The following is a 23,706-nucleotide window of genomic DNA, read 5'->3' on the forward strand; positions in this document are numbered from 1 at the left end:
GGCACCGGCCTCAGGTACGGTATTCGGCGTTGATCTTCACGTACTCGTGGGACAGGTCGGTGGTCCAGATGGTTTCGCTGCACTGGCCACGACCCAGCTCGATACGAATGGTGATTTCTTCCTGCTGCATGACCGCAGCGCCCTGGGCTTCGGTGTAGCTGGCGGCACGCGCACCGCGGCTGGCGATGCACACCTCACCCAGAAACACATCGATCTTGCTCACGTCCAGATCCGGCACACCGGCGCGACCGACAGCGGCCAGGATCCGCCCCCAGTTCGGGTCGGAAGCGAACAGCGCGGTCTTGATCAGCGGCGAGTGGGCGACGGTGTAGCCGACGTCCAGGCATTCCTGATGGTTACCGCCGCCATTGACTTCTACCGTGACGAACTTGGTCGCGCCTTCGCCGTCGCGCACGATGGCCTGTGCCACCTCCATGCACACCTCGAACACCGCCTGCTTCAGCGCGGCGAACAGCGGGCCGCTGGCCTGGTCGATTTGCGGCAGGTTGGCCTGGCCGGTGGCGATCAGCATGCAGCAGTCGTTGGTCGAGGTATCGCCATCGATGGTGATGCGGTTGAACGACTTGTTGGCACCGTCCAGCAGCAGGTTCTGCAGCACGTCGCGGGAAACCTTGGCGTCGGTGGCAATGTAGCCAAGCATGGTCGCCATGTTCGGCCGAATCATACCGGCGCCCTTGCTGATGCCGGTCACCGTGACAGTCACACCCTCATGCTGGAACTGGCGACTGGCGCCCTTGGGCAGGGTGTCGGTGGTCATGATCCCGGTCGCGGCGGCGGCCCAGTTATCGACCGACAGATCGTCGAGGGCGGCCTGCAGCGCGCCTTCGATCTTCTCCACGGGCAGCGGCTCGCCGATTACCCCGGTGGAGTAAGGCAGCACGGCGCTGGCATCGACACCGGTCAACTCGGCCAGCTTGGCGCAGGTGCGGGTGGCCGCGGCCAGGCCCGGCTCACCCGTACCTGCGTTGGCATTGCCGGTGTTGGTCAGCAGATAACGCACTGGGCCCTGAACCCGCTGCTTGGCCAGAATCACCGGCGCCGCGCAAAAGGCATTCAGGGTGAACACGCCTGCAACCGTGGAGCCTTCGGCACAGCGCATGACCACTACATCCTTGCGCCCCGGGCGCTTGATGCCAGCCGAAGCGATGCCAAGCTCAAAACCGGCAACCGGGTGCAACGTTGGCAAAGGACCAAGACCAACAGCCATGAATGCGCTCCTCTTTAATGTGATGTCAGCACCGTCGTCGCGAAAGACAGTGTTTCAAATGGAAAAACGCCGCGACGGCTGATGCCGGTCGCGGCGCGGGTATTTCAGTGTCCGGCGGAAATCTTAGTTGATCTGGCCGTGACAGTGTTTGTACTTCTTGCCCGAACCGCAGTAGCACAGTTCGTTGCGGCCCAGCTTCTGATCATTGCGAACCGGGGCCGAGGCCAGGGCTACATCGACATCGACGCCCTCTTCCAGGGCTTCGGGCTGATCCAGGCCAGGCGCTTCAGGATGCTCGAACTGCATGCGCGCAGCCAGTGCCTCGGCTTCCTGGCGCAGGCGGACTTCTTCTTCGACCGGATCTTCGCGGCGGACCTGAACGTGCGACAACACACGGATCGAGTCGCGCTTGATGGAATCCAGCAGCTCGGAGAACAGGGTAAAGGACTCGCGCTTGTATTCCTGCTTCGGGTTCTTCTGTGCGTAGCCACGCAGGTGGATACCGTGACGCAGGTGATCCATGGTCGACAGGTGGTCTTTCCACAGGTCGTCCAGGACGCGCAGAACGATCTGCTTCTCGAAGCTGCGCAGGGCTTCTGCGCCAGCCTGGTCTTCTTTCTCGTTGTACGCCGCGACCAACTCGTTCAGGAGCTTCTCGCGCAGGGTTTCTTCGTACAGGTGATCGTCTTCGTCGAGCCATTGCTGGATCGGCAGTTTCACCCCGAAACCGCTTTCAATTTCGGTTTCCAGACCCGCCACGTCCCACTGTTCAGGCAGCGACTGTGGTGGAATGTGGGCGCTGACGGTGGCGCTGAGCACGTCCTGGCGGAAGTCGGAAATGGTCTCGCCGATGTTGTCCGCGGCCAGCAACGTGTTGCGCATGTGATAGATCACTTTACGCTGCTCGTTGTTGACGTCGTCGAACTCCAGCAGTTGCTTGCGGATATCGAAGTTGCGGCCTTCTACCTTGCGCTGCGCCTTCTCGATCGCGTTGGTCACCATGCGGTGCTCGATCGCTTCGCCAGGCTGCATACCGAGGGCTTTCATGAAGTTCTTCACCCGGTCGGAGGCGAAGATGCGCATCAGGCTGTCTTCCAGAGACAGGTAGAAACGGCTGGAACCGGCGTCACCCTGGCGACCGGCACGACCACGCAACTGGTTGTCGATACGGCGCGATTCGTGACGCTCGGAGGCGATTACCTGCAGGCCACCCGACTCGAGTACTTGCTGATGGCGCTTCTGCCAATCGGCCTTGATCTGGGCGATCTGCTCAGGGGTCGGGTTTTCCAGGGAGGCGACTTCCACTTCCCAGTTACCGCCCAACAGGATGTCGGTACCACGACCGGCCATGTTGGTGGCGATGGTCAGGGCGCCTGGGCGACCGGCCTGGGCGATGATTTCAGCTTCTTTTTCGTGGAACTTGGCGTTCAGTACCTTGTGCTCGATGCCTTCCTGGTTGAGCAGGTTGGACATGTGCTCGGAAGTCTCGATGGTCGCCGTACCTACCAGTACCGGACGCCCAGAAATCATGCACTCCTTGATGTCCGCCACGATCGCCGCGTACTTCTCTTCGGCGGTAAGGAACACCAGGTCGTTGTAGTCTTTACGCGCCAGCGGCTTGTTCGGCGGAATGACCATTACCGACAGACCGTAGATCTGGTGGAATTCGAACGCTTCGGTGTCGGCCGTACCGGTCATGCCGGACAGTTTGTTGTACAGACGGAAGTAGTTCTGGAACGTGGTCGAGGCCAGGGTCTGGCTTTCGGCCTGGATGTTCAGGTTTTCCTTGGCTTCGATGGCCTGGTGCAGGCCTTCGGAGAGACGACGACCCGGCATGGTACGACCGGTGTGTTCGTCGACCAGGACCACCTGACCGTCTTGCACGATGTATTCGATGTTGCGATGGAACAGCTTGTGCGCACGCAGGCCGGCGTAGACGTGGGTCAGCAGGCCCAGGTTGTGCGCCGAGTACAGGCTTTCGCCTTCAGCCAGCAGGCCGACACGGGTCAGCATCTCTTCGATGAACTGGTGACCGGCTTCGTTGAGTTCGACCTGGCGGGTCTTCTCGTCGATGGTGTAGTGACCCGCCTTGGTGACTTCGCCTTCCACTTCTTCGACATGCAGCTCCAGCTGCGGGATCAACTTGTTGATCTCGATATAAAGCTTGGAGCTGTCTTCGGCCTGACCGGAAATGATCAGGGGGGTACGGGCTTCGTCGATCAGGATCGAGTCGACTTCGTCGATAACGGCAAAATTGAGCTCGCGCTGGAACTTGTCTTCCATGCTGAAAGCCATGTTGTCGCGCAGGTAGTCGAAACCGAATTCGTTGTTGGTGCCGTAGGTGATGTCGGCGGCATAGGCTGCGCGCTTCTCTTCCGGCGGCTGGAAAGGCGTGACCACGCCAACGCTCAGGCCGAGGAATTCATAGAGCGGACGCATCCAGTTGGCGTCACGGCGGGCCAGGTAGTCGTTCACCGTCACCACGTGTACGCCCTTGCCGGACAACGCGTTGAGGTAGACGCCCAGGGTTGCTACCAGGGTCTTGCCTTCACCGGTGCGCATCTCGGCGATCTTGCCTTCATGCAAGGTCATGCCGCCGATCAACTGTACGTCGAAGTGGCGCATACCCATGACCCGCTTACCGGCTTCACGGGCGACCGCGAAGGCTTCAGGAAGCAGTTTGTCGAGGGTTTCACCTTTGGCTACGCGGGCCTTGAACTCTTCGGTCTTGGCACGCAATTGATCGTCCGAAAGGGCTACCATTTGCTCTTCGAAGGCATTGACGATCTGTACCGTCTTGAGCATGCGTTTGACTTCACGCTCGTTCTTGCTTCCAAAAAGTTTCTTTAACAAAGGCGCAAACATATCGGCAGGATCTTCCACACATAGGGATGGAGGGCGGCCCCGTGAGTCGCCCGAGCAGCCCTTATGGCCGCATGCGAACGAGTATTCTACCCGGAAACGATGGCGAGGAAAGTGGCGTTATTCCACGATGCTAGTACAGCGCTATGACGGGGCTCACTTACAATAAGGCCTTTTCGCCGACTTTCAACCCAGACAAGTACGAAGTTACCCATTGATTTAATGGACAATCCCCAGCCGACAGAGATGAGCGCAGAGAACAGGACGCTTTCTGCTACCATGGCCGCTCTGTAACTTCAGGTTTCTGATCATGGCATTTCGCCCACACACGGCCAGAGCCCCCGCCGTTCTCCTTCGCGAAGCCAAGCCTCTCAAAGCCATATTCGGCCATGCCCAGCGCCTGGCCCATCTGCAACGCCTGGTGGAAAGCCAATTGCAGCCGGCAGCGCGCGAGCATTGCCATGTCGCCTCGTGGCGCGAAGGCAGCTTGCTGTTGATTGTCACCGACGGCCACTGGGCGACCCGCCTGCGCTATCAACAGAAGCGACTGCAACGCCAGTTGGTGGAGTTCAACGAGTTCGCCAGCCTGACGCGGATCCTGTTCAAGGTGCAGCCGCCCACCGTTCCGCAAGGCGCTGCGGGCCACACCATGGACCTCTCGAGCAACGCCGCCGAAACCATCCAGGCAACGGCCAATGGCATCAGCGACCCCAACCTGCGGGCCGCCCTGGAACGCCTAGCCAGTCACGCCAAACCGCGAACCTGAGCCGCCGGCGTCGGATCAGCGACGCTTGCTGCCCCCCAGCAACGAGCCCATCAAGCCACGCACCAATTGCCGTCCCAACTGGTTGGCGGCCTGACGCATGGCTGATTTCAGCGCCTGGCCGGCCGCAGTGCCGAGAAACTCCCCAGCCCGATCGGTAAGACTCGGCTCTTGCGCAACCGGTTTGTCCGGTGCCGTGTCGGCCTTTGGCGCAAGGTCCTTGCGCCCCATCAGCACTTCATACGCCGACTCGCGATCAATGGGTTTGTCGTAGCGCCCAAGCAATGGCGAACCGGCAATCAAGGCCGCCCGCTCGGCTTCAGTCAGCGGCCCGATGCGTGATTGCGGAGGCGCGACCAGCACGCGCTCGACCATGGCCGGCGTGCCTTTGTCCTGCAAGGTGCCCACCAGGGCCTCGCCGATGCCCAGCTCGGTCAGCACTGACAACGCATCGAACGCCGGGTTGGGCCGAAAGCCCTCGGCCACCGCGCGCAGGGATTTCTGTTCCTTGGCGGTGAACGCGCGCAAGCCATGCTGAATCCGCAACCCCAACTGCGCCAGCACGCTGTCGGGCAAATCCCCTGGCGATTGCGTGACGAAGTACACCCCCACGCCTTTGGAGCGAATCAGCCGCACCACCTGTTCCAGTCGATCCTGCAGCGCCTTGGGCGTCCCCGCGAACAGCAGGTGCGCCTCATCGAAAAACAGCGCCAGCAGCGGTTTTTCACCATCACCGCGCTCCGGCAACTGTTCGAACAGTTCAGCCAGCAGCCACAACAGAAACGTCGCGTAGACCTTGGGCGCCTCATGCACCAGGCGGCTGGCGTCGAGCAGGTGAATGCGCCCGCGGCCGTCGCTGGCCGGTTGCAGAATGTCTTCAAGTTGCAAGGCCGGCTCGCCAAACAGCGCTTCGGCCCCTTGCTGCTCAAGGGTTGCCAGGCGCCGCAACAGGGCCTGGCTGGAGCCGGTGGTCATCAACGCCGCATCGTCACCCAGTACCTGCGGGTTTTCCCGCAGGTGATTGAGCAGCGCCTTGAGGTCTTTCAGGTCTAGCAGCAACAGCCCTTCACGGTCCGCGACCTTGAAGGCCGCATAGAGTGCCGATTGCTGGCTGTCGGTCAGCTCCAGCAGGCTTCCCAGCAGCAGCGGACCCATTTCACTCAAGGTGGTGCGTAATGGATGACCGGATTGCCCGTGGATATCCCACAGCGTCACCGGATAAGCCTGAGGCTTATGGTTCAGCCAAGGCATCCCGGCGATTCGTTCGGCCACCTTCCCCTGCGGATTGCCGGCAGCTCCCAAGCCACACAGATCGCCTTTGATATCGGCAGCGAACACGGCAACCCCGGCATCGCTGAAGGCTTCCGCAAGGCGTTGCAGGGTTACGGTCTTGCCCGTCCCGGTGGCACCAGCCACCAAACCGTGACGGTTGGCCAGACGCATGGCCTGGGCGATCGGCTGCCCGGAAAGATCGGCGCCGATAACGAGTTGCGATGAGTCAGGCATTTTGTCACCCCTGGTTAATCTTTAGCCGTACACGGTCGATATGAATAAACGAGATACCAGACACATCTGAAATTAATGTCGGATAGTTCCCTAGGGAGGGATGGAAGTATCAGCTTACTTTCAACTCCGTCTATTTTGCGCGCTTTTATATGAGCACGCCCGGATCACAAGACCTTAGCGGACCCTCGAGCCATGAACAAAAACCTGCGCTTCAGCCATAAAATCCTGCTTGCCGCCTCCCTGATCGTCATAGCTGCTTTCGCGCTATTCACGCTCTACAACGATTACCTGCAACGCAATGCCATCCGCAGGGACCTGGATAACTACCTTCAGGAGATGGGCGACGTCACCGCCAAAAACATCCAGACCTGGCTTGCCGGCCGTGCGCTGCTGATCGAAAACCTCTCGCAATCGGTGGCGCTCAACTCGGACAAGACCAACGTCAGCCTGCTGCTCGAACAAAAGGCCGTGACCTCGACCTTCATGGGCGCTTACCTGGGCAACAACGATGGCAGCTTTATTATCCGTCCCGACAGCAAGATGCCCGACGGTTATGACCCGCGTGCCCGCCCCTGGTACAAGAGCGCCGAAAGCACCAGCGGCTCGGCCCTGACCGAGCCCTACATCGACCTGGCGTCCGGGCAGTTGGTGATTTCCATCGTCGACAGCGTGCTCAAGGGCGGCCAGCGCATCGGTGTGGTCGGCGGCGACCTGAGCCTGCAGGTGATTGCAGACAGCATCAATGCCCTGGATTTTGACGGGATGGGCTATGCGTTCCTGGTCAGCGCCGACGGCAAGGTCCTGGTGCACCCCGACAAAAACCTGGTGATGAAGAACCTCAAGGACATTTACCCCCAGGACACCCCGCGCATCAGCACTGAACTCAGCGAAATCACGGCTGATGGCAAAACCCGAATTGTCACCTTCACCCAGATCAAGGGCCTTTCCTCGGTCAACTGGTACATCGGTCTGTCCGTTGATAAGGACAAGGCCTACGCCATGCTCAGTGAATTCCGTACCTCAGCCCTGATCGCCACCGTGATCGCCGTGGCCATTACCATTTTCCTGCTGGGCATGCTGATCCGGGTCCTGATGCAACCGCTGCATGTCATGACCCGCGCCATGCAAGACATCGCCGACGGCGAAGGCGACCTGACCCGGCGCCTGACTATCCAGAACCAGGACGAATTCGGCATCCTGGGCAACGCCTTCAATCGCTTTGTCGAACGCATCCATGGTTCGATCCGCGAAGTGTCCTCGGCCACCGAGCATGTCAACGAAGTGGCCCTGCGCGTGGTCAGCGCTTCCAACTCGTCGATGCTCAACTCCGATGAGCAGGCCAGCCGCACCAATAGCGTCGCCGCGGCCATCAATGAACTGGGTGCCGCCGCCCAGGAAATCGCACGCAATGCCGCTCAAGCCTCGCAACAGGCCAGCGACGCACGCAACCTGGCCGAAGACGGTCAGCAAGTGGTGGATCGCAGCATCCAGGCGATGAATCAGCTGTCGAAGATGATCAGCGCCTCCAGCACCAACATCGAGACACTCAACAGCAAGACCGTGAACATCGGGCAGATCCTCGAAGTCATCACCAGCATTTCCCAGCAAACCAACCTGCTGGCGCTTAACGCTGCCATTGAAGCGGCACGCGCCGGGGAAGCAGGTCGAGGCTTTGCGGTGGTGGCCGATGAGGTTCGCAACCTGGCGCACCGCACTCAGGAGTCGGCGCAACAGGTGCAAACCATGATCGAGGAGCTGCAAGTGGGCGCCCGCGAGTCGGTCGGTACCATGAGTGAAAGCCAGCGCCACAGCCAGGACAGCGTGGAGATCGCCAACCTGGCTGGCGAACGCCTGAACAGCGTGACCCAGCGGATTGGCGAGATCGACGGCATGAACCAGTCGGTCGCGACCGCCACCGAGGAGCAGACCTCGGTGGTGGAGTCAATCAACATGGACATTACCGAGATCAACACCCTCAACCAGGAAGGCGTGGAAAACCTGCAGTCGACCCTGCGCGCCTGCTCTGATCTGGAGCAGCAGGCCGCGCGCCTGAAGCACCTGGTAGGCACCTTCCGCATCTGACCTATTGCCGGCGAGGGCCTAGGCTCTCGCTGGCAAACGCCCATTAAAAAGCCGGCGCGCCTTTTTCTGAAAACGGGCGGGCCGGCAATAGGGTCTTGTCGCTGTATCCCAAGGCGCTGTTCGCCTATCAGGCAGGCTTGGTCGGTGCCTCGGTTTCGGGGTCTTGATCTTGCTGCAGTTGTTCCCACAACTCAGCGGCTCCGGGAAACTCGGTGCCGTCCTGCGGCCCCATATCGTCAGGGTCGTAGCGGCTCAGACAACCCTCGCCCAAGGTGGCGGGAGCCTTGGATGTGGCTTTATCCAGTGGATCGTTCATCGGCCCGACCTCGCTACGACGATGCGGGGGGCCTGACATGTAACGCCCGGCCCCACCCTTCTCAATCAGAACACCACGGTCTTGTTGCCATGCACCAGGACCCGGTCTTCCAGGTGATAACGCAGGCCACGGGCCAGGACCATCTTCTCGACGTCACGGCCGAAACGCACCATGTCTTCAATGCTGTCGCTATGGCTGACACGCACCACGTCCTGCTCGATGATAGGGCCGGCATCCAGCTCTTCGGTCACGTAGTGACAGGTCGCACCGATCAACTTGACCCCGCGCAGCGACGCCTGGTGGTAGGGTTTGGCACCGACGAAGGACGGCAGGAAGCTGTGGTGAATGTTGATCACTTTGTGCGCGTACTCGCTGCACAGGGATGGCGGCAGGATTTGCATGTAGCGCGCCAAGACCACCACTTCTGCATCGTGATGCTTGACCAGGCGCGAGACTTCGGCGAAAGCCGGTTGCTTGTCCTGTGGATTGACCGGTACGTGGTAATAAGGAATGCCGTGCCACTCGACCATGCTGCGCAGGTCGTCATGGTTGGAGATCACGCAGGAGATCTCGCAATCAAGCTCGTCGCTGTGCCAGCGATGCAGCAAGTCCGCCAGGCAATGGGACTCACGGCTGGCCATCAACACCACGCGCTTCTTCTGTGCGGTGTCGGTGATGCGCCAGTCCATCGAGAACTCGTCGGCAATCGGCTTGAACGCCTCGCGCAATGCTTCGATACCAAAGGGCAACGAATCGGCACGAATCTCGTGACGCATGAAGAACCAGCCACTGAGGTTGTCCGAGTGGTGGCTCGCTTCGGTGATCCAGCCGTTATGGGAGGCCAGAAAGTTACTGACTTTGGCGACAATGCCAACGCGGTCCGGGCAAGAAATCACCAACCGAAAAGTGCGCATGAGGGGGAAACTCCAGAACTTCGCAAAGGCCGCCATTCTAGCCATTACGCGGCAAAACTGCAGTATCCGTTACGCCTCAATCGTCTCCAGGCACCGCCAGGCTCACTAACACCCTGAAAAAACTGACTGCCGGGTTCTGTCACAGACCTAGTTGCAAATAGTCCGTGACTGAGTTTGTGAATATCTGTGAGAGGCCCATCACAGTATTTAACTGCACGGCTTTTTTTCGAGCCGACACTTTAAACAAATTAAACAAAAGCCCTCTTTAATGTTTACTTGCTGAAACTGCCTGACTATTATTACGACACTGTACCCCGCCACTCGCGCCCAAATAAGGTAGTTTCCATGTCCCTGATCAACGAATACCGTGCCACAGAAGAAGCCATCAAAGAGCTCCAGGCCCGTTTGAAGAATCTGTCCCAAGACGACAAACTGCAAACCGAACTGGAATTTGAAGGCAAACTGCGCACCCTGATGGGCGAGTACTCCAAGTCGCTGCGTGACATCATCGCCCTGCTCGATCCAGAGTCCAAAGTTAAAGCGCCACGCGCTGCTGTAAAAACTACCGGCACCAAACGTGCTCGCAAAGTTAAACAGTACAAAAACCCGCACAACGGCGAAGTCATCGAAACCAAAGGTGGCAACCACAAGACCCTGAAAGAGTGGAAAGCCAAGTGGGGCGGCGACGTAGTTGAAGGCTGGGCAACCCTGCTGGGTTAAGCCATAGCGCCGGCACCAGAAATTGGTGACCCGTAAAAAAACGCCAGTCAGCTGGCGTTTTTTATTCCTGGAATTTAACCCGGGTGCGCAGTAAGCCCGTTCAAATACCCAGCCGGACGCTTAATGAACGCGCATAATCCTGCCATTCATTGAGTACCGCTTTCTGCGCCGGCGTGGCGTTTAATAAGGACTGTGCACAGGCCGCGTTAAAAGCCTCAAGGGTATTGGGCGCCCCGTATTTCGGGTCGAGTAGGCGTTGCTGACAAAATGTTTTCCAGTGCTCTTGCTCTTGCTTATTCAATGTCTCGATGAAGTTGCGCGCTCGGTAACGGAATAATAATTCCGGCAGGCGTCCATCATCGAATGGCCAATGCGCTTGAGCCAAATCGACAGGGTCGGCCAGGCGTACTTGCTCGCACAGTCGACGATCACGATCACCAATAAACCCGTCGTATAACTGCTGCTCCGGATCCTCTGTGGCCGCAAAGTCTTCAGTTGCATAGATCGCCTGAAGTTTCTCCCGCCAAACTTCCTGGCCCGCGCTCAGCTGCTGCGCGCGCACCTGATAAAGCTCCATGTCCAGTTGCAGGCGCTGCTGGTCCTGTGGGCGCAATACATTCAGTGGCGCCACCACCGGACAGCGGTTGATATGAATAAGCTTGAGTGGCACCGGCAACTCGCCCTCCTTCAACTCGTCACGGCGGGTGTACAAGCGCTGGCGCAATGACTCCGCATCCTGGTCCAGCAACCCCTGGGGATCGAGGTGCAGGTCACAGACAATCAGCGCATTGCGATTGCGCGGGTGCCAGGCCAGGGGCAGCACCACGCCGAGGTAACTGCGCGCCGCCGAGAACCGCCCGGAGATATGCACCATCGGCTGCAGCAGGCGGATCTGGTCCATCACCCGTTGCTTGCTGCGCAGTTGAAACAGCCAGTCAAACAGCTTGGGCTGCTTCTCCCGGATCAGCCGCCCCAGGGCGATGGTGGCGCGCACATCGGAGAGTGCGTCGTGGGCCTGGCCATGGTCGATGCCGTTGGCAGCGGTCAGACGTTCGAGCTTGAGGCTCACCCGCCCCTCTTCCTCGGGCCAGACGATGCCTTGCGGACGCAAGGCATAGGCCGCACGCGCCACATCGATCAGATCCCAGCGGCTGTTGCCGCCCTGCCACTCGCGGGCGTACGGGTCGAAGAAGTTGCGGTACAGGCTGTAGCGGGTCATCTCGTCGTCGAAACGCAAGGTGTTGTAGCCCGAGCCACAGGTGCCGGGCTGGGCCAGCTGGGCATGGACCCGAGTCATGAAATCGGCTTCGCTCAACCCCTCTGCAGCCAGGCGGCCGGGGGTAATGCCGGTGATCATGCAGGCCGCAGGATGGGGCAGGATATCGTCGCTGGGCTGGCAGTAGAGGTTGACCGCCTCGCCGATCTCGTTGAGTTCATGGTCGGTGCGAATACCCGCCACTTGCAGCGGCCGGTCGCAGCGCGGGTTGATGCCAGTGGTTTCGTAGTCGTACCAGAAGATGGAGGTCACGGGCTGTTCCTGAACTGAAGACCGGCAAAGTCTAGGCGCTAGGCAGCCGCCGCGGCCAGCGATCTTGCACCAGATCGGTTACCCGATGCGTCATCGCGACAGTTAGTGATGTCGTTCGCCCCCCCGACACTGCTAGCATCTGCCCTGGATTTTTTTCTCAACCAGGCCAGCCACCCGTTGCCCATGCCCGAGAACACAGCACTGCCACGGAAAGCACCGCTGCACCCGCCACTGGATACGCGGTACCAGGTCGAGACGCCGGAAGGCATCGACTTGCCGCTGCGCCCGGCCGGGTTGATGTCGCGCGCCATGGCCTTTGCCATCGACCTGGGGTTTCGCGGGGCGATCCTCGGCGTGCTGTTCATTGCCCTGGCGTTTCTCGGCAAGCTGGGCATGGGCCTGGGTTCGCTCCTGCTGTTCCTGATCAGTTGGTGGTACATGGTGCTGTTCGAGGTGCTCAACCAGGGTCGCTCGCCCGGCAAGATGCTGATGGGGCTCAGGGTCGTGCAGGATGACGGCACGCCCATCGGCTGGGGCCCGTCCCTGACCCGCAACCTGTTGCGGTTTGCCGACATGTTGCCATTCGGCTATTTCCTCGGCGCCATCAGTTGTCTGCAGCACCCGACCTTCAAGCGCCTCGGCGACCTGGCCGCCGGTACCCTGGTGATCTATCGCGAGCGCACCCTGGACCGCCCGGCATTGCCCGAGGCTGAACCCAGGCGCGCACCTTTCGCCCTCAAGCTCGATGAGCAGCGGGCAATCCTCGGTTTCGCCGAACGCCAGAGCCAACTGTCGGCAGAACGAATCGACGAGCTGGCGGCGATTCTCGCCCAGCCCCTGCAGGTTCCCATTAACCAGGCCAAGGCCGAGCTCAACGGCATCGCCCGTGGCTTTTTGGGGCCGACATGAAGCAAAGCCTGTTCGAAAGTCGCCATCAACCCGAGTGGCAGCGTTTCAGCCAACTGCTGGAGCAACTGGAGCGCCGCCAGGCCAAGGCCGAAGACTGCCTGAGTTTCCCCCAGGACTACCGCCGCTTGTGCCAACACCTGGCGTTGGCCCAGGAGCGCGGCTACAGCAGCTACCTGATCGATCCGCTGCAACAATTGGCGCTGCGCGGCCATCAACAGCTGTACCGGCAACGCACGCCTTTGAGCGCCAAGGTGCTGGGTTTCGTACTCGCCGGGTTTCCACGCCTGGTGCGCGAACAATGGCGCTTCGTGCTGGCTGCCGGCCTGCTGTTCTTCGGCAGCCTGCTGGGCTTCGGCCTGCTGGTCTATCTGTTTCCCGACCTGGTCTACAGCCTGGTAAGCCCGGAGCAGGTGGGCGCCATGCAGAGCATGTACGACCCCGACTCCAGCCGCCTGGGCCGAGATGCCGCGCGCGCCTCCAGCGAAGACTGGGTGATGTTCGGCTACTACATCATGAACAACATCGGCATTGCCTTTCAGACCTTCGCCAGCGGGCTGCTGTTCGGCCTGGGCAGCGTGTTCTTCCTGTTCTTCAACGGTTTGATGATTGGCGCCATTGCCGGCCACCTGACGCAAATCGGCTCCGGGCAGACCTTCTGGTCGTTTGTCATCGGCCATGGAGCCTTCGAGCTCACGGCCATTGCCCTGGCCGGCGCGGCAGGCCTGCAACTGGGCTGGGCGCTGATCGCCCCCGGGCGCCTGCCCCGGGGCGAAGCGCTGCTGCAAGCCTCGCGCAAGAGCGTGCAACTGGTCTGTGGAGTGATGCTGTTTTTATTGATCGCCGCCTTTATTGAAGCCTATTGGTCCTCCCTGACCTGGCCCGCGCCCTGGATCAAATACCTGGTGGGCGCAGCCCTGTGGGCGCTGGTGGCGCTTTATCTGATTTTTGCCGGACGTACCGCCCATGCGCCTGAGTGACTCAAGTGTGGCGATCCGCCCGCGCACGCCCTGGGAAGCCATGGACCTGGGCGTGCTGCTGAGCCAGCAGCATCGTCGGCTGCTGATGACCAGTTGGGCCATCGTCACCCTGCCGGTCTTTGCCTTGCTCAGCCTGCTGCTGTGGCAGTCGCCCTCATGGGCCCTGCTGCTGTTCTGGTGGTTGAAACCGGCCTTCGACCGGCTGCCGCTGTTTATTCTGTCCAAGGCCCTGTTCGGCGAAACCCCGACCCTGGGCCAGGCGCTGCGCCAATGGCCGCGCCTGCTCAAGCCACAACTGCTGGCGAGCCTGACTTGGCGCCGCCTGAGCATGAGCCGCAGTTTCGTGATGCCGGTAGTGCAGCTCGAAGGCCTGAGCGGTGATGCGCGCCAGCAACGACTCAACGTTCTGCTGCAAAAAAATGCCGGCGCCGCGCGCTGGCTGACCCTGATCGGTGTACACCTTGAAGGCGCGCTGTGGATCGGCCTGATGGTGCTGTTCTACCTGATGCTGCCGCAACAGATCGAACTCGACTGGGACTGGCAGAAAACCCTGGTCGCGGCCGCCCAGCAGGACTGGCTATGGCTGGAGCACCTGACCAATGCCTTCTACGCGCTGGTGCTGATTGCCTGGGAACCGATCTACGTCGCCTGCGGTTTCAGCCTTTATCTCAACCGCCGTACCGAACTGGAGGCCTGGGACCTGGAGCTGGTGTTCCGCCGCCTGCGCCAACGTCTGAGCAGCGTGGCGGCGCTGCTGTTGCTGGTGGGCCTGACGCTGGTCCCGCTGCATCAAGAAGTCTGGGCCGCCGCAGAGGTCGACCCCTCGACCCACCTGCGCCTGCGCAACCAGGCGCTGAACAGCCAGGCGTCAAAAGATGGCATCCAGGCAATCCTGGAAAAACCGCCGTTCAAGAATCCGGAATCGGTGACCCGCTACCGCTTCGGCGACGAACCCAAGCCAGGCACCCAGTCGGGCAAACCGCCGAGCTGGTTGAAGAAGCTGCTGGGTAACCTGGACGGCGGCACCTTCGCCAGCATTGCCAAGGGTCTGGAAGTCTTCCTCTGGGCCGTGGTCCTGGGCACGATCGCCCTGGTGATCTGGCGCTACCGCGAGTGGCTGCAAGCGTTTGTCAGCCGGCGCCCCCAGCCACGGAAAAAAATCCCGAGGCCCCAGCCGACCCAGTTGTTCGGGCTGGATGTCGCCAGCGAAACCCTGCCCGAAGATATCGCCGCCAGTGCCGCACGGTTGTGGCAGAGCCAGCCCCGGGAAGCCCTGGGCCTGCTGTACCGGGCCCTGCTCAACCGCTTGCTGCATGACTACCAGTTGCCACTCAAGGCCGCCGACACTGAAGGCCAGGTCCTGGAACGGATCCGGGGCTTGCAGCAACCGGCCTTGCTGGCGTTCAGCAGCAGCCTGACCCAACACTGGCAAAACCTCGCCTATGGCCACCGACTGCCGGCGGCGCACCTGCAACAGGAACTGTGCGACGCCTGGCGGGCGCTGTTCGAGCCGCAGGTGCGACCATGAAGCGTGGCTTGCCGTGGGCCCTGGGCCTGGTGCTGTGCGTACTGGTCGCCGGGGTCGCTTACGTCATTTATCGCAACGCAGTGCCCTACCAGGAAGTCATCGACCACGGCCCTTCCCCCGAGGCCCTGGCCAACCCTTACCTGGCCGCCGAGCAGTTTCTGCAGCAGCGCGGACTCAAGGTCCAGCACGCCGATGGCCTGGAAATTCTGCCGACCCTGGAGTCCCACGGCCAAACCCTGCTGATGCTGGGGGAGCGCTCGAACATGACCCCACGCCAGGTTCGCCAGGTGCTGAACTGGACCCGCGCCGGCGGGCGCCTGGTGCTGGTCGCCGAGGCGCTGTGGGACGAGAAAACCGAAAAAAGCGGCGACCTGCTGCTGGATCGGCTGCGAATCCATCAATTTATGAGCGCCGACCAGGAACACCCGCCGCAGCCGCAGGAACCTGAAGAAAAAGAAGACTTCCCGAAGTTGACCAAGCTGTACCTGGAAGATGAAAAAGCACCGGCCTACTTCAGCTTCGACAATGACTTTGATCTCGATGACCCCCACGACCTGGCGCGATCCTGGGCCAACAGCGGCGTCGCCACCCACATGATGCAACTGTCCTACGGCAGCGGCACGGTGACGGTGCTGACGGACGCCGAAATCTGGAAAAACACCCAGATCGGCCGTTACGACAACGCCTGGCTGCTGTGGTATTTGAGCACCGACAGCACCGTCACCCTGTTATTCGACACCCACCACGACGGTCTCTGGCAGCTACTGCTGCGGTACTTCCCCCAAGCCCTGGTAGCCCTGGCGGCGTTGATCGGCCTCTGGCTGTGGCATGTCGGCGTACGCCACGGCCCGCTGCAGGCACCTCCGCCCAAGGCGCGGCGCCAGTTGCGCGAACACCTGCGCGCCAGCGCCGACTTCCTGCTGCGCCATGGCGGCCAGGGCGCCCTGCTCAAGGCCCTGCGCCTGGACATCCAGCGCCGCGCCCGTCGCCGGCACCCGGGGTTTGAACGCCTCGACACCGAACAACAGTGCCAGGTGCTCGCGCGCCTGACCCAGCAACCCATCGATGCCATCAGCCAGGCGCTGCCGTCAGGCAGCGGGCAGCGCCATTCCAGTGCCGATTTCAGCCGCCTGGTCGCCCACCTGCAAACTCTCAGGAATGCCCTATGAGCGAACTTCCCGAAGACCCGCTTCCATCCACTGACGCCCTCCCTGCCGAACAACATCTGGCCCAGCAGCGCCAGCGCGCCAGCCAATTGGCCCAGGCCGTACGCCAGGAACTGCAAAAAGTCGTGATCGGCCAGGACGCGGTGATCGACGACGTGCTCACGGCGCTGATTGCCGGCGGCCATGTACTGCTCGAAGGCGTGCCGGGCCTGGGCAAGACCTTGCTGGTGCGCGCCCTGGCTCGCTGCTTTGGCGGTGAGTTCGCGCGCATCCAGTTCACCCCGGACCTGATGCCCAGCGACGTCACCGGGCACGCGGTGTACGACATGCAGACCGAGCAGTTCAAGCTGCGCAAGGGTCCGCTGTTCACCAACCTGTTGCTCGCGGACGAGATCAACCGCGCACCGGCCAAGACCCAGGCCGCGCTGCTCGAAGCCATGCAGGAACGCCAGGTCACACTGGAAGGCCAGGCCCTGCCGATCGGTCAGCCGTTCATGGTGCTGGCCACCCAGAACCCGATCGAACAGGAAGGCACCTACCCGCTGCCGGAAGCCGAACTTGACCGTTTCATGCTCAAACTGCGCATGGACTACCCAGACGCCGAGCAGGAACTGGACATGGTGCGCCAGGTCGCCCGTTCGACCCGCGCCGACATGCTGGATGTGCAACCCCTGCGCACCGTATTGCAAGCCAAGGACGTGCTGACCCTGCAACGGATTGCCAGCGACCTGCCGCTGGACGAACAGGTGCTCGACTACGCCGTGCGCCTGGCCCGCGCCACCCGTACCTGGCCCGGCTTGACCCTGGGCGCCGGCCCCCGGGCATCGATTGCCCTGGTCCGCGGCGCGCGGGCGCGAGCGCTGTTGCGTGGTGGCGACTTCGTGATTCCCGACGACGTCAAAGGCTGTGCCCTGGCGGTGTTGCGCCATCGGGTGCGGATCGCCCCGGAACTGGATATCGAAGGCCTGTCGGTGGAGCAGGTGCTCAAGCAACTGCTCGACCAGATCCCGGCGCCACGCCTATGAGCCATCTGAACCGATGAAACCTTCGCGCCTGTTGCTGATCTGGCTGGGCGTGCTGCTGGGCCTGGACATCGTCCTGGGCGCCTGCGGTGCCCTGGGCCTGGACCTGCCACCAAGCCTCCAGTCGATTGCCTGGGGCCTGCTGTTGGCCTTGTTGCTGCTGGCGGTGCTCGATGCCGCGCTGCTCTGGCGCCTGCCCTCGCCCCGACTGCGGCGGCAGATCCCCGGCAGCCTGCCGCTGGGGCGCTGGAGCGAAGTCAGCCTGGAGCTGCACCACGACTATCAGCGGCCGCGCGCCGTCGAAGTCTTTGACCATGTACCGGACGGTTTGAGCTTCGAACACCTGCCTCAGGGCCTGACCCTCGAACCCGGGCGGCACAGTCAGTTCGGCTATCGAGTGCGACCGCTCAAGCGTGGGCATTTCAACTTCGCCTACTGCGAGCTCAACCTGCCCAGCACCCTGGGACTGTGGAGCGCGCGCCGGATCCTGCCCCTGCCCGACAGCACCCGCGTGTACCCGGACTTCGCCCGCCTCTACGGCGCGCAATTGCTGGCGGTGGACAACTGGCTAAGCCAGCTCGGGGTGCGCCAGTTGCAACGCCGGGGCCTGGGCCTGGAGTTCAACCAGCTGCGGGAGTTTCGCGAAGGCGACAGCCTGCGCCAGATCGACTGGAAAGCCACCGCCCGCCAGCGCACGCCGATTGCCCGCGAGTACCAGGACGAACGCGACCAGCAGATTATCTTTATGCTCGACTGCGGCCGCCGCATGCGCAGCCAGGATGGCGAGCTGGCGCATTTCGACCATGCCCTCAATGCTTGCCTGCTGCTGAGTTACGTGGCCTTGCGCCAGGGCGATGCGGTAGGCCTGAGCACCTTTGCCAGCCAGGCACCGCGCTACCTGGCCCCGGTCAAGGGCTCGGCGCAGCTCAGCGTCTTGCTCAACTCGGTGTACGACCTGGACAGCAGCCAGCGCCCCGCCGACTACCAGGCCGCCGCCAGCCACTTCCTGGCACGGCAGAAACGCCGGGCACTGGTGGTGCTGGTCACCAACCTGCGCGATGAAGATGACGAAGAACTGCTGACGGCGGTCAAGCGCATCAGCCGCCAACACCGGGTGCTGGTGGCCAGCCTGCGTGAAGAAGTTCTCGACGAACTGCGCCAAACACCGGTGCAGACCCTGCCCGAGGCCCTGACCTACTGCGGCACCGTGGACTATCTGAACGCCCGGAGTGAGCTGCATGAGCGGTTGCTGGCCCACGGCGTCTCCTTGCTCGACGCCCGTCCGGGCGAGCTGGGCGCGGAACTGGTGACCCGTTACCTGAGCTGGAAGAAAGCCGGCACCCTGTGAGCCAGGGCCGGCAGGCTAGGCCGAGGCCTGCAAGGGATAGAAACTGAAGTAGTGCTGCAGGTCACTCACCAGTTGCCGGTACTCGGCAGACGTCCGCTGCAGGGCAAAACCCGCGTCGTAATAGTGGGGCGTTACGTCTTCGTGGCACCACAGGCAGTTGGCCGTGAAGTCGATGAACTGCGCTCGACCGGTGTTGCCCGGAAGCTTCACCCGCAGTTCGAAATCGACCCCCACCATCATCGGCAACTGGCTGATCAGCATCAAACCGTCTTGCGAGACATTGCCCAGGCTGCCGACAGGCTTGTCGGTGAGTCGATTGTAGACTTTCAAAAAGTACGGCAGCTGGTGCCGCTCTATCCGACGTTCGGTAGGCATGCTGAAGATCGCTATGCAGAGGCCATTAAGCATGGCCGCACTAGGGCTTCGGAGCAGACCTGCAGGCAGGTCGCTCTCCCGAGTCCGTGCTGTCGCCGGTCGCGGGCAGCCAGCAGAGCCGGCGATTCAGATGCGAAGCTCCAGGCGGACTCCGCAATCTTAGCTCAAGGCCCAAGCCCGGCCACGGAATGTATGACGAATATAATTACAAGGTTGCCGGGCGGACCTGGGCGCCGGTACGCGGCGGGTAGTAGCCCAACTGTTGCAGGGTTTCCAGTCGAGCACGGGCACGGAACGCATACTCGCTGCTCGGGTACTCGGTGAGGATGAACTGATAGGTCTGCGCAGCATCGACGAACAGTTTCTGCCGCTCCAGGCATTGCCCGCGCAACATGGAGACTTCCGGCTGCACATAGCGGCGCGAACGGCTGGTGCGATCGACCTGGCTGAGTTCGAGCATCACGCTCTCGCAGTTACCGCGATCGTAGGCGCGGTAGGCATTGTTCAAATGGTGGTCCATCGACCAGCGGGTACAGCCGACAACACTGACGGCCAGGGCAGCAATGAGTACGAAGCGCATGGGGGATCTCCTGTCTTGTGCAGTGTATCGACTCATCAGCGAAAATCTTCAAGGTTGTTCGTTTAAACAAACAAACGAATAAGTAGTGCAAACGAACAATGACTACAACTTCGGACCATAGTAGCCTCTCGTTGCGCTTGAACTTTAGGAGTCTTGCATGTCCGTTCGTCGTACCAAAATCGTTGCCACCCTCGGCCCGGCCAGTAACTCGCCGGAAGTTCTCGAACAGCTGATTCTCGCGGGCCTCGACGTCGCCCGTCTGAACTTCTCCCACGGCACCCCCGACGAGCACAAGGCTCGCGCCAAGCTGGTACGCGATCTCGCGGCCAAGCACGGGCGTTTTGTCGCGCTGCTGGGTGACCTGCAAGGCCCTAAGATCCGCATCGCCAAATTCGCCAACAAGCGCATCGAGCTGAAGATCGGTGATCACTTCACCTTCTCCACCGTGCATCCGCTGACCGAAGGCAACCAGCAGATCGTGGGTATCGACTACCCGGACCTGGTCAAGGATTGCGGCGTCGGCGACGAGCTGCTGCTCGACGACGGTCGTGTGGTGATGCGCGTTGAAACCGCCTCCGACACCGAACTGAACTGCGTGGTCACCATCGGCGGCCCGCTGTCGGATCACAAAGGCATCAACCGTCGCGGTGGCGGCCTGACCGCACCGGCCCTGACTGAAAAAGACAAGGCTGACATCAAGCTCGCCGCCGAAATGGAAGTCGACTACCTCGCCGTGTCCTTCCCGCGCGACGCCGCCGACATGGAATACGCCCGTAAACTGCGCGACGAAGCCGGCGGCACCGCCTGGCTGGTGGCGAAGATCGAACGCGCCGAAGCCGTAGCCGACGACGAGACCCTTGATGGGCTGATCAAGGCGTCCGACGCCGTCATGGTTGCCCGTGGCGACCTGGGTGTGGAAATCGGCGACGCCGAACTGATCGGCATCCAGAAGAAGATCATCCTCCACGCTCGTCGCCACAATAAGGCAGTGATCGTGGCGACCCAGATGATGGAGTCGATGATCCAGAACCCGATGCCAACCCGCGCCGAAGTGTCCGACGTGGCCAACGCCGTGCTCGACTACACCGACGCCGTGATGCTTTCGGCTGAAAGTGCCGCGGGCCCGTACCCGCTGGAAGCGGTTCAAGCGATGGCGCGGATCTGCGTCGGCGCTGAAAAGCATCCAACCAGCAAGACTTCCAGCCACCGTATCGGCAAGGTCTTCGAAAGCTGCGACCAGAGTATCGCCCTGGCCGCCATGTACACTGCCAACCACTTCCCGGGCGTGAAGGCGATCATCGCCTTGACCGAAAGTGGCTATACGCCGTTGATCATGTCGCGCATTCGTTCCTCGATCCCGATCTACGCGTTCTCCCCGCACCGCGAGACCCAGGCCCGTGCCGCCATGTTCCGTGGCGTCTACACCGTGCCGTTCGACCCGGCATCCCTGCCACCGGAGCAGGTCAGCCAGGCAGCCATCGACGAACTGCTGAAACTCGGCGTGGTAGAAAAAGGCGACTGGGTCATCCTGACCAAGGGCGACAGCTACCACACCACCGGCGGCACCAATGGCATGAAGATCCTGCACGTTGGCGACCCGATGGTCTAAGCAGCACGCGCTGAACGCAAAAGCCCCGTCGTGAAAACGTCGGGGCTTTTTTCGTTGGGTAGCTGTTGGTGCTTGAGCGCGCTGGGGAGCGTCAGGCATAGATGCGCTGGCCCGCGAGGACGCCGTGGCCTGTCAGGCTCGAGGCAGGAAGACGTCGGCCAGCAGTTGATTGCGCGGCAAGCCTGACAGGTACAGACGCCGGGCGAAGGTGTCGACGCTGTCGGGGTGACCGCAGAGCAGCGCCAGGGTTTGCCGGGACGTCAGCCGCAGTTGACCCAAGGCCAAGGGCAGTTCGGCCGGGGTCAGCAACTCGACGCTGAGGTTGGGATGATTCGCCGCCAGGGCCGCCAGGGGCTTGGCCAGGTAATGCTCGCCGGCATCATGGGCGAGGTGGATAACCCGGATCGCGCCCTGATGATCCTGGCGCAACGCCTCACGCAACACCCCGAACAACGGCGCCAAACCGGTGCCGGCCGCCAGCAGCCACAGCGGCCGGCTCTGCCAATCCGGGTCGTAGTGCAGCGCCCCTCCTCGCAGCTCCCCCAGGCGCAGCGGGTCGCCCGGCTTCAGCTCACGCGCCACATCACTGAATGCCCCCGCCTGGCGACAGTCGAGGTGGAACTCCAGAAAGCGGTCTTCCTCGGGCAGGCTCGCCAGTGAATAAGGGCGCGCCACGCCACTGGTCGTCCATAGCACCAGATGCTGGCCGGCCTGATAGCGCAGATTGCGTTCGGGCTGCAATCGCAGACGCAGTACCGTGGACGATAACCAGTCAGCCCCCTGCACCACGGCAGACAGGCCATCGCGCAGGGGATCGAAGGTTTCGACCTGCAGATCCTCGTTCACCTGGCACTGACAGGCCAGGCGCCAGCCGAGACGGCGCTGCTCGTCGCTCAGGGCATCAGGTCGGCTATCGCTGGGCAGGCCCTGGACGCACCGCACCAGGCACGCATGGCAACTGCCGGCGCGGCAACTGTAGGGCACCGCCATGCCGGCCTGATTCAGCGCATCCAGCAGATTACTGCCCGCCGCCACCGACCACTGCCGCTCACCGACCCGCAGCTCAGGCATCGGCCTGCTCCCACGCCGCCGCGCAGCGGTTGCGGCCATCGCGCTTGGCCCGATACAGCGCCTGATCAGCACGCTGCAGCGCATCATCGAGGTCATCGTCCAGCACCAACAGGGTCATGCCCGCCGACAGACTGAGGTCGCGCACCTTCAAGCCAACCAGTTGGGCATCCATAAACGCAATGCGCAGGCGCTCGCAACAGGAGGTCAAGCGCTCGGCGTCGCATTCAGGCAGCAACAGGACAAACTCTTCACCGCCGTAGCGAGCCAGCACATCACCTTCGCGCAGGCAGGCGCTGGCCACTGCGGCAAACGCTTGTAACACCTGGTCGCCGGCGGCATGGCCATGCATATCGTTGATCCGTTTGAAATGGTCGAGGTCGATCAGCGCCAGGCCGTGCACCTGGTCGGCGCCCATGGCGTGCAGCTCACGGGAAGCGAGCCGAAGGAAGTGCCGTCGATTGAACAGGCCCGTCAGTTCATCGGTGGCCACCAGGTCCTCGAGCTGACGCATCATGCCACGCAAGGTGTCCTGGTGGGCCTGCAAGGCGAAGCGCCGTTGTCGCATGCGCTGGCGCGAAGCCTGGACATAGCTGGCGTACAGGCACAGCCACAGCAGCACCACGAACAGCACGCTCACCTGCAACACTGCCAACCGCGGGTCTGCCAGCCGGAAGTGATACGCCTCCCACAGGTTGAGCGCGGCAAAACTGATGAATATCCACATCGCACAGCGGGTAAAGGCCCGCCGCGAAAGATGAAAGAGCCCGAACAACATGGGCACCACGTAGAACACCAGGAAGGTGCCACGGGCGATATCCAGGTGCGCCAACAGCCAGGTCTGCCAGGTGATACCCAGCAGCACCTGCACTTCGGTAAGGCTTGGATCGGAAAACCGCAGGTTGCGCCCGCTGATGAACAGGCCAAACAGGATGGCCTGGCTGATCACCACCAGGACCGTATCGATCAGCGCGGCGCTGACCGGAGCAGAATAATGTCCGGTAAGGATGGCGACCCAGAGCAACAGCAAAATCAATGCGTAACTGCCCGAAGCAATGGCAAAACGCTTGATTAAAAGACGCTGAATAGCTTTATGGGTCAATCGTTGACTCACCGTGCGAAAGGGGGCTTAAAGAGTTTCCTACCCTACAGGCCACTTGCCACTTTAGTGCCGTGGCGAAAAAATAACTATTCAAATTTGTGGC

At 61.8% G+C, this 23,706-nt stretch carries 20 protein-coding genes and 1 pseudogene; 11 read left to right on the forward strand and 10 right to left on the reverse strand.

Going from position 1 to position 23,706, the window contains the following annotated elements; all coding sequences use genetic code 11:
• Nucleotides 1-10: 10 nt before the first annotated feature.
• Nucleotides 11-1,228 (reverse strand): bifunctional glutamate N-acetyltransferase/amino-acid acetyltransferase ArgJ, encoded by a 1,218-nt coding sequence (gene argJ, locus ACOZJV_RS23235; protein WP_421548605.1) that lies wholly within the window; start codon nt 1,226-1,228, stop codon nt 11-13.
• A gap of 123 nt (nt 1,229-1,351) precedes the next feature.
• Nucleotides 1,352-4,093, reverse strand: a complete 2,742-nt coding sequence (secA, locus tag ACOZJV_RS23240; RefSeq protein ID WP_078471866.1) for a preprotein translocase subunit SecA — start codon at nt 4,091-4,093, stop codon at nt 1,352-1,354.
• Nucleotides 4,094-4,400: 307 nt separating this feature from the next.
• Here secA and ACOZJV_RS23245 point away from each other — a divergent pair, with 307 nt between their 5' ends.
• Nucleotides 4,401-4,856 (forward strand): DUF721 domain-containing protein, encoded by a 456-nt coding sequence (locus ACOZJV_RS23245; protein ID WP_421548606.1) that lies wholly within the window; start codon nt 4,401-4,403, stop codon nt 4,854-4,856.
• Between the two features lie 15 nt (nt 4,857-4,871).
• Here the strand turns inward: ACOZJV_RS23245 and ACOZJV_RS23250 are convergent, their stop codons facing one another.
• The gene (locus ACOZJV_RS23250) at nt 4,872-6,359 is read right to left on the reverse strand and encodes a helicase HerA-like domain-containing protein (protein WP_078471868.1); all 1,488 of its coding nucleotides are present in this window, start codon (nt 6,357-6,359) and stop codon (nt 4,872-4,874) included.
• A gap of 192 nt (nt 6,360-6,551) precedes the next feature.
• Here ACOZJV_RS23250 and ACOZJV_RS23255 point away from each other — a divergent pair.
• Both ACOZJV_RS23255 and ACOZJV_RS23260 read left to right on the forward strand, forming a co-directional pair.
• A pseudogene (locus ACOZJV_RS23255) lies at nt 6,552-7,583 on the forward strand (HAMP domain-containing protein); the annotation flags it as partial.
• Nucleotides 7,584-7,676: 93 nt separating this feature from the next.
• A complete protein-coding gene (locus tag ACOZJV_RS23260; RefSeq protein ID WP_371106527.1) occupies nt 7,677-8,441 on the forward strand; it encodes a methyl-accepting chemotaxis protein in 765 nt (254 codons plus the stop codon).
• 127 nt (nt 8,442-8,568) lie between these two features.
• Here ACOZJV_RS23260 and ACOZJV_RS23265 read toward each other — a convergent pair whose 3' ends face one another.
• Both ACOZJV_RS23265 and purU read right to left on the reverse strand, forming a co-directional pair.
• On the reverse strand, nt 8,569-8,757 hold the full coding sequence (locus tag ACOZJV_RS23265; RefSeq protein ID WP_078471870.1) for a hypothetical protein: 189 nt from the start codon (nt 8,755-8,757) through the stop codon (nt 8,569-8,571).
• Nucleotides 8,758-8,822: 65 nt separating this feature from the next.
• Nucleotides 8,823-9,671 carry a formyltetrahydrofolate deformylase gene (gene purU / locus ACOZJV_RS23270; RefSeq protein WP_421548607.1) on the reverse strand — a complete coding sequence of 283 codons (849 nt, stop codon included), beginning with the start codon at nt 9,669-9,671 and terminating at the stop codon, nt 8,823-8,825.
• Nucleotides 9,672-10,016: 345 nt separating this feature from the next.
• Between purU and mvaT the strand changes: the two genes are divergently transcribed.
• Nucleotides 10,017-10,391 carry a histone-like nucleoid-structuring protein MvaT gene (mvaT, locus tag ACOZJV_RS23275; RefSeq protein ID WP_078471871.1) on the forward strand — a complete coding sequence of 125 codons (375 nt, stop codon included), beginning with the start codon at nt 10,017-10,019 and terminating at the stop codon, nt 10,389-10,391.
• Nucleotides 10,392-10,491: 100 nt separating this feature from the next.
• Here the strand turns inward: mvaT and sbcB are convergent, their stop codons facing one another.
• On the reverse strand, nt 10,492-11,919 hold the full coding sequence (gene sbcB, locus ACOZJV_RS23280; RefSeq protein WP_421548608.1) for an exodeoxyribonuclease I: 1,428 nt from the start codon (nt 11,917-11,919) through the stop codon (nt 10,492-10,494).
• A 183-nt stretch (nt 11,920-12,102) separates the two neighbouring features.
• On the opposite strand from sbcB, the gene ACOZJV_RS23285 reads away from it, so the two are divergent.
• Genes ACOZJV_RS23285 through ACOZJV_RS23310 form a run of 6 tightly spaced genes read left to right on the forward strand, consistent with a single transcriptional unit; the run spans nt 12,103 to nt 18,869 of the window.
• Entirely contained in the window at nt 12,103-12,828 is a 726-nt protein-coding gene (locus ACOZJV_RS23285; protein ID WP_421548801.1) for an RDD family protein, read from the forward strand.
• Nucleotides 12,825-13,805, forward strand: a complete 981-nt coding sequence (locus ACOZJV_RS23290) for a stage II sporulation protein M (RefSeq protein WP_078472051.1) — start codon at nt 12,825-12,827, stop codon at nt 13,803-13,805. The genes ACOZJV_RS23285 and ACOZJV_RS23290 overlap by 4 nt, the downstream gene beginning before the upstream one ends.
• Nucleotides 13,792-15,333 carry a DUF4129 domain-containing protein gene (locus tag ACOZJV_RS23295; RefSeq protein ID WP_421548609.1) on the forward strand — a complete coding sequence of 514 codons (1,542 nt, stop codon included), beginning with the start codon at nt 13,792-13,794 and terminating at the stop codon, nt 15,331-15,333. Before ACOZJV_RS23290 ends, ACOZJV_RS23295 begins: the two co-directional genes overlap by 14 nt.
• Nucleotides 15,330-16,502, forward strand: coding sequence for a DUF4350 domain-containing protein (locus tag ACOZJV_RS23300; RefSeq protein WP_201127566.1), 1,173 nt, complete (start codon nt 15,330-15,332; stop codon nt 16,500-16,502). The genes ACOZJV_RS23295 and ACOZJV_RS23300 overlap by 4 nt, the downstream gene beginning before the upstream one ends.
• Nucleotides 16,499-17,524 (forward strand): AAA family ATPase, encoded by a 1,026-nt coding sequence (locus ACOZJV_RS23305; protein WP_078471876.1) that lies wholly within the window; start codon nt 16,499-16,501, stop codon nt 17,522-17,524. The genes ACOZJV_RS23300 and ACOZJV_RS23305 overlap by 4 nt, the downstream gene beginning before the upstream one ends.
• Nucleotides 17,525-17,537: 13 nt before the next feature.
• On the forward strand, nt 17,538-18,869 hold the full coding sequence (locus tag ACOZJV_RS23310; protein ID WP_421548610.1) for a DUF58 domain-containing protein: 1,332 nt from the start codon (nt 17,538-17,540) through the stop codon (nt 18,867-18,869).
• A gap of 15 nt (nt 18,870-18,884) precedes the next feature.
• Here ACOZJV_RS23310 and ACOZJV_RS23315 read toward each other — a convergent pair whose 3' ends face one another.
• On the reverse strand, nt 18,885-19,244 hold the full coding sequence (locus ACOZJV_RS23315; RefSeq protein WP_421548611.1) for a PilZ domain-containing protein: 360 nt from the start codon (nt 19,242-19,244) through the stop codon (nt 18,885-18,887).
• Between the two features lie 205 nt (nt 19,245-19,449).
• Nucleotides 19,450-19,824: a tetratricopeptide repeat protein gene (locus tag ACOZJV_RS23320; protein WP_078471879.1), complete on the reverse strand. Its 375-nt coding sequence runs from the start codon at nt 19,822-19,824 to the stop codon at nt 19,450-19,452.
• Nucleotides 19,825-19,981: 157 nt separating this feature from the next.
• Here ACOZJV_RS23320 and pyk point away from each other — a divergent pair, with 157 nt between their 5' ends.
• Nucleotides 19,982-21,433, forward strand: a complete 1,452-nt coding sequence (pyk, locus tag ACOZJV_RS23325) for a pyruvate kinase (RefSeq protein WP_078471880.1) — start codon at nt 19,982-19,984, stop codon at nt 21,431-21,433.
• A 132-nt stretch (nt 21,434-21,565) separates the two neighbouring features.
• On the opposite strand, the gene ACOZJV_RS23330 is transcribed toward pyk, so the two are convergent.
• Together ACOZJV_RS23330 and ACOZJV_RS23335 are read right to left on the reverse strand one after the other, a co-directional pair.
• Nucleotides 21,566-22,504 (reverse strand): iron-sulfur-binding ferredoxin reductase, encoded by a 939-nt coding sequence (locus tag ACOZJV_RS23330; RefSeq protein WP_421548612.1) that lies wholly within the window; start codon nt 22,502-22,504, stop codon nt 21,566-21,568.
• Nucleotides 22,497-23,603, reverse strand: coding sequence for a diguanylate cyclase domain-containing protein (locus ACOZJV_RS23335; protein WP_421548613.1), 1,107 nt, complete (start codon nt 23,601-23,603; stop codon nt 22,497-22,499). Before ACOZJV_RS23335 ends, ACOZJV_RS23330 begins: the two co-directional genes overlap by 8 nt.
• Nucleotides 23,604-23,706: the final 103 nt, after the last annotated feature.

The sequence above is a fragment of the Pseudomonas sp. QD4 genome, from assembly GCF_049199125.1.
Lineage (GTDB): Bacteria > Pseudomonadota > Gammaproteobacteria > Pseudomonadales > Pseudomonadaceae > Aquipseudomonas.

Coding starts and splice junctions, on each gene's coding strand:
- ACOZJV_RS23285 (WP_421548801.1), top strand. CDS start 12,103: ATGCCCGAGAACACAGCACTGCCACGGAAAGCACCGCTGCACCCGCCA.
- ACOZJV_RS23330 (WP_421548612.1), bottom strand. CDS start 22,504: ATGCCTGAGCTGCGGGTCGGTGAGCGGCAGTGGTCGGTGGCGGCGGGC.
- mvaT (WP_078471871.1), top strand. CDS start 10,017: ATGTCCCTGATCAACGAATACCGTGCCACAGAAGAAGCCATCAAAGAG.
- argJ (WP_421548605.1), bottom strand. CDS start 1,228: ATGGCTGTTGGTCTTGGTCCTTTGCCAACGTTGCACCCGGTTGCCGGT.
- ACOZJV_RS23295 (WP_421548609.1), top strand. CDS start 13,792: ATGCGCCTGAGTGACTCAAGTGTGGCGATCCGCCCGCGCACGCCCTGG.
- purU (WP_421548607.1), bottom strand. CDS start 9,671: ATGCGCACTTTTCGGTTGGTGATTTCTTGCCCGGACCGCGTTGGCATT.
- ACOZJV_RS23315 (WP_421548611.1), bottom strand. CDS start 19,244: ATGCCTACCGAACGTCGGATAGAGCGGCACCAGCTGCCGTACTTTTTG.
- ACOZJV_RS23290 (WP_078472051.1), top strand. CDS start 12,825: ATGAAGCAAAGCCTGTTCGAAAGTCGCCATCAACCCGAGTGGCAGCGT.
- pyk (WP_078471880.1), top strand. CDS start 19,982: ATGTCCGTTCGTCGTACCAAAATCGTTGCCACCCTCGGCCCGGCCAGT.
- ACOZJV_RS23245 (WP_421548606.1), top strand. CDS start 4,401: ATGGCATTTCGCCCACACACGGCCAGAGCCCCCGCCGTTCTCCTTCGC.
- ACOZJV_RS23300 (WP_201127566.1), top strand. CDS start 15,330: ATGAAGCGTGGCTTGCCGTGGGCCCTGGGCCTGGTGCTGTGCGTACTG.
- ACOZJV_RS23305 (WP_078471876.1), top strand. CDS start 16,499: ATGAGCGAACTTCCCGAAGACCCGCTTCCATCCACTGACGCCCTCCCT.
- ACOZJV_RS23265 (WP_078471870.1), bottom strand. CDS start 8,757: ATGAACGATCCACTGGATAAAGCCACATCCAAGGCTCCCGCCACCTTG.
- ACOZJV_RS23260 (WP_371106527.1), top strand. CDS start 7,677: ATGCTCAACTCCGATGAGCAGGCCAGCCGCACCAATAGCGTCGCCGCG.
- ACOZJV_RS23310 (WP_421548610.1), top strand. CDS start 17,538: ATGAAACCTTCGCGCCTGTTGCTGATCTGGCTGGGCGTGCTGCTGGGC.
- ACOZJV_RS23250 (WP_078471868.1), bottom strand. CDS start 6,359: ATGCCTGACTCATCGCAACTCGTTATCGGCGCCGATCTTTCCGGGCAG.
- secA (WP_078471866.1), bottom strand. CDS start 4,093: ATGTTTGCGCCTTTGTTAAAGAAACTTTTTGGAAGCAAGAACGAGCGT.
- ACOZJV_RS23320 (WP_078471879.1), bottom strand. CDS start 19,824: ATGCGCTTCGTACTCATTGCTGCCCTGGCCGTCAGTGTTGTCGGCTGT.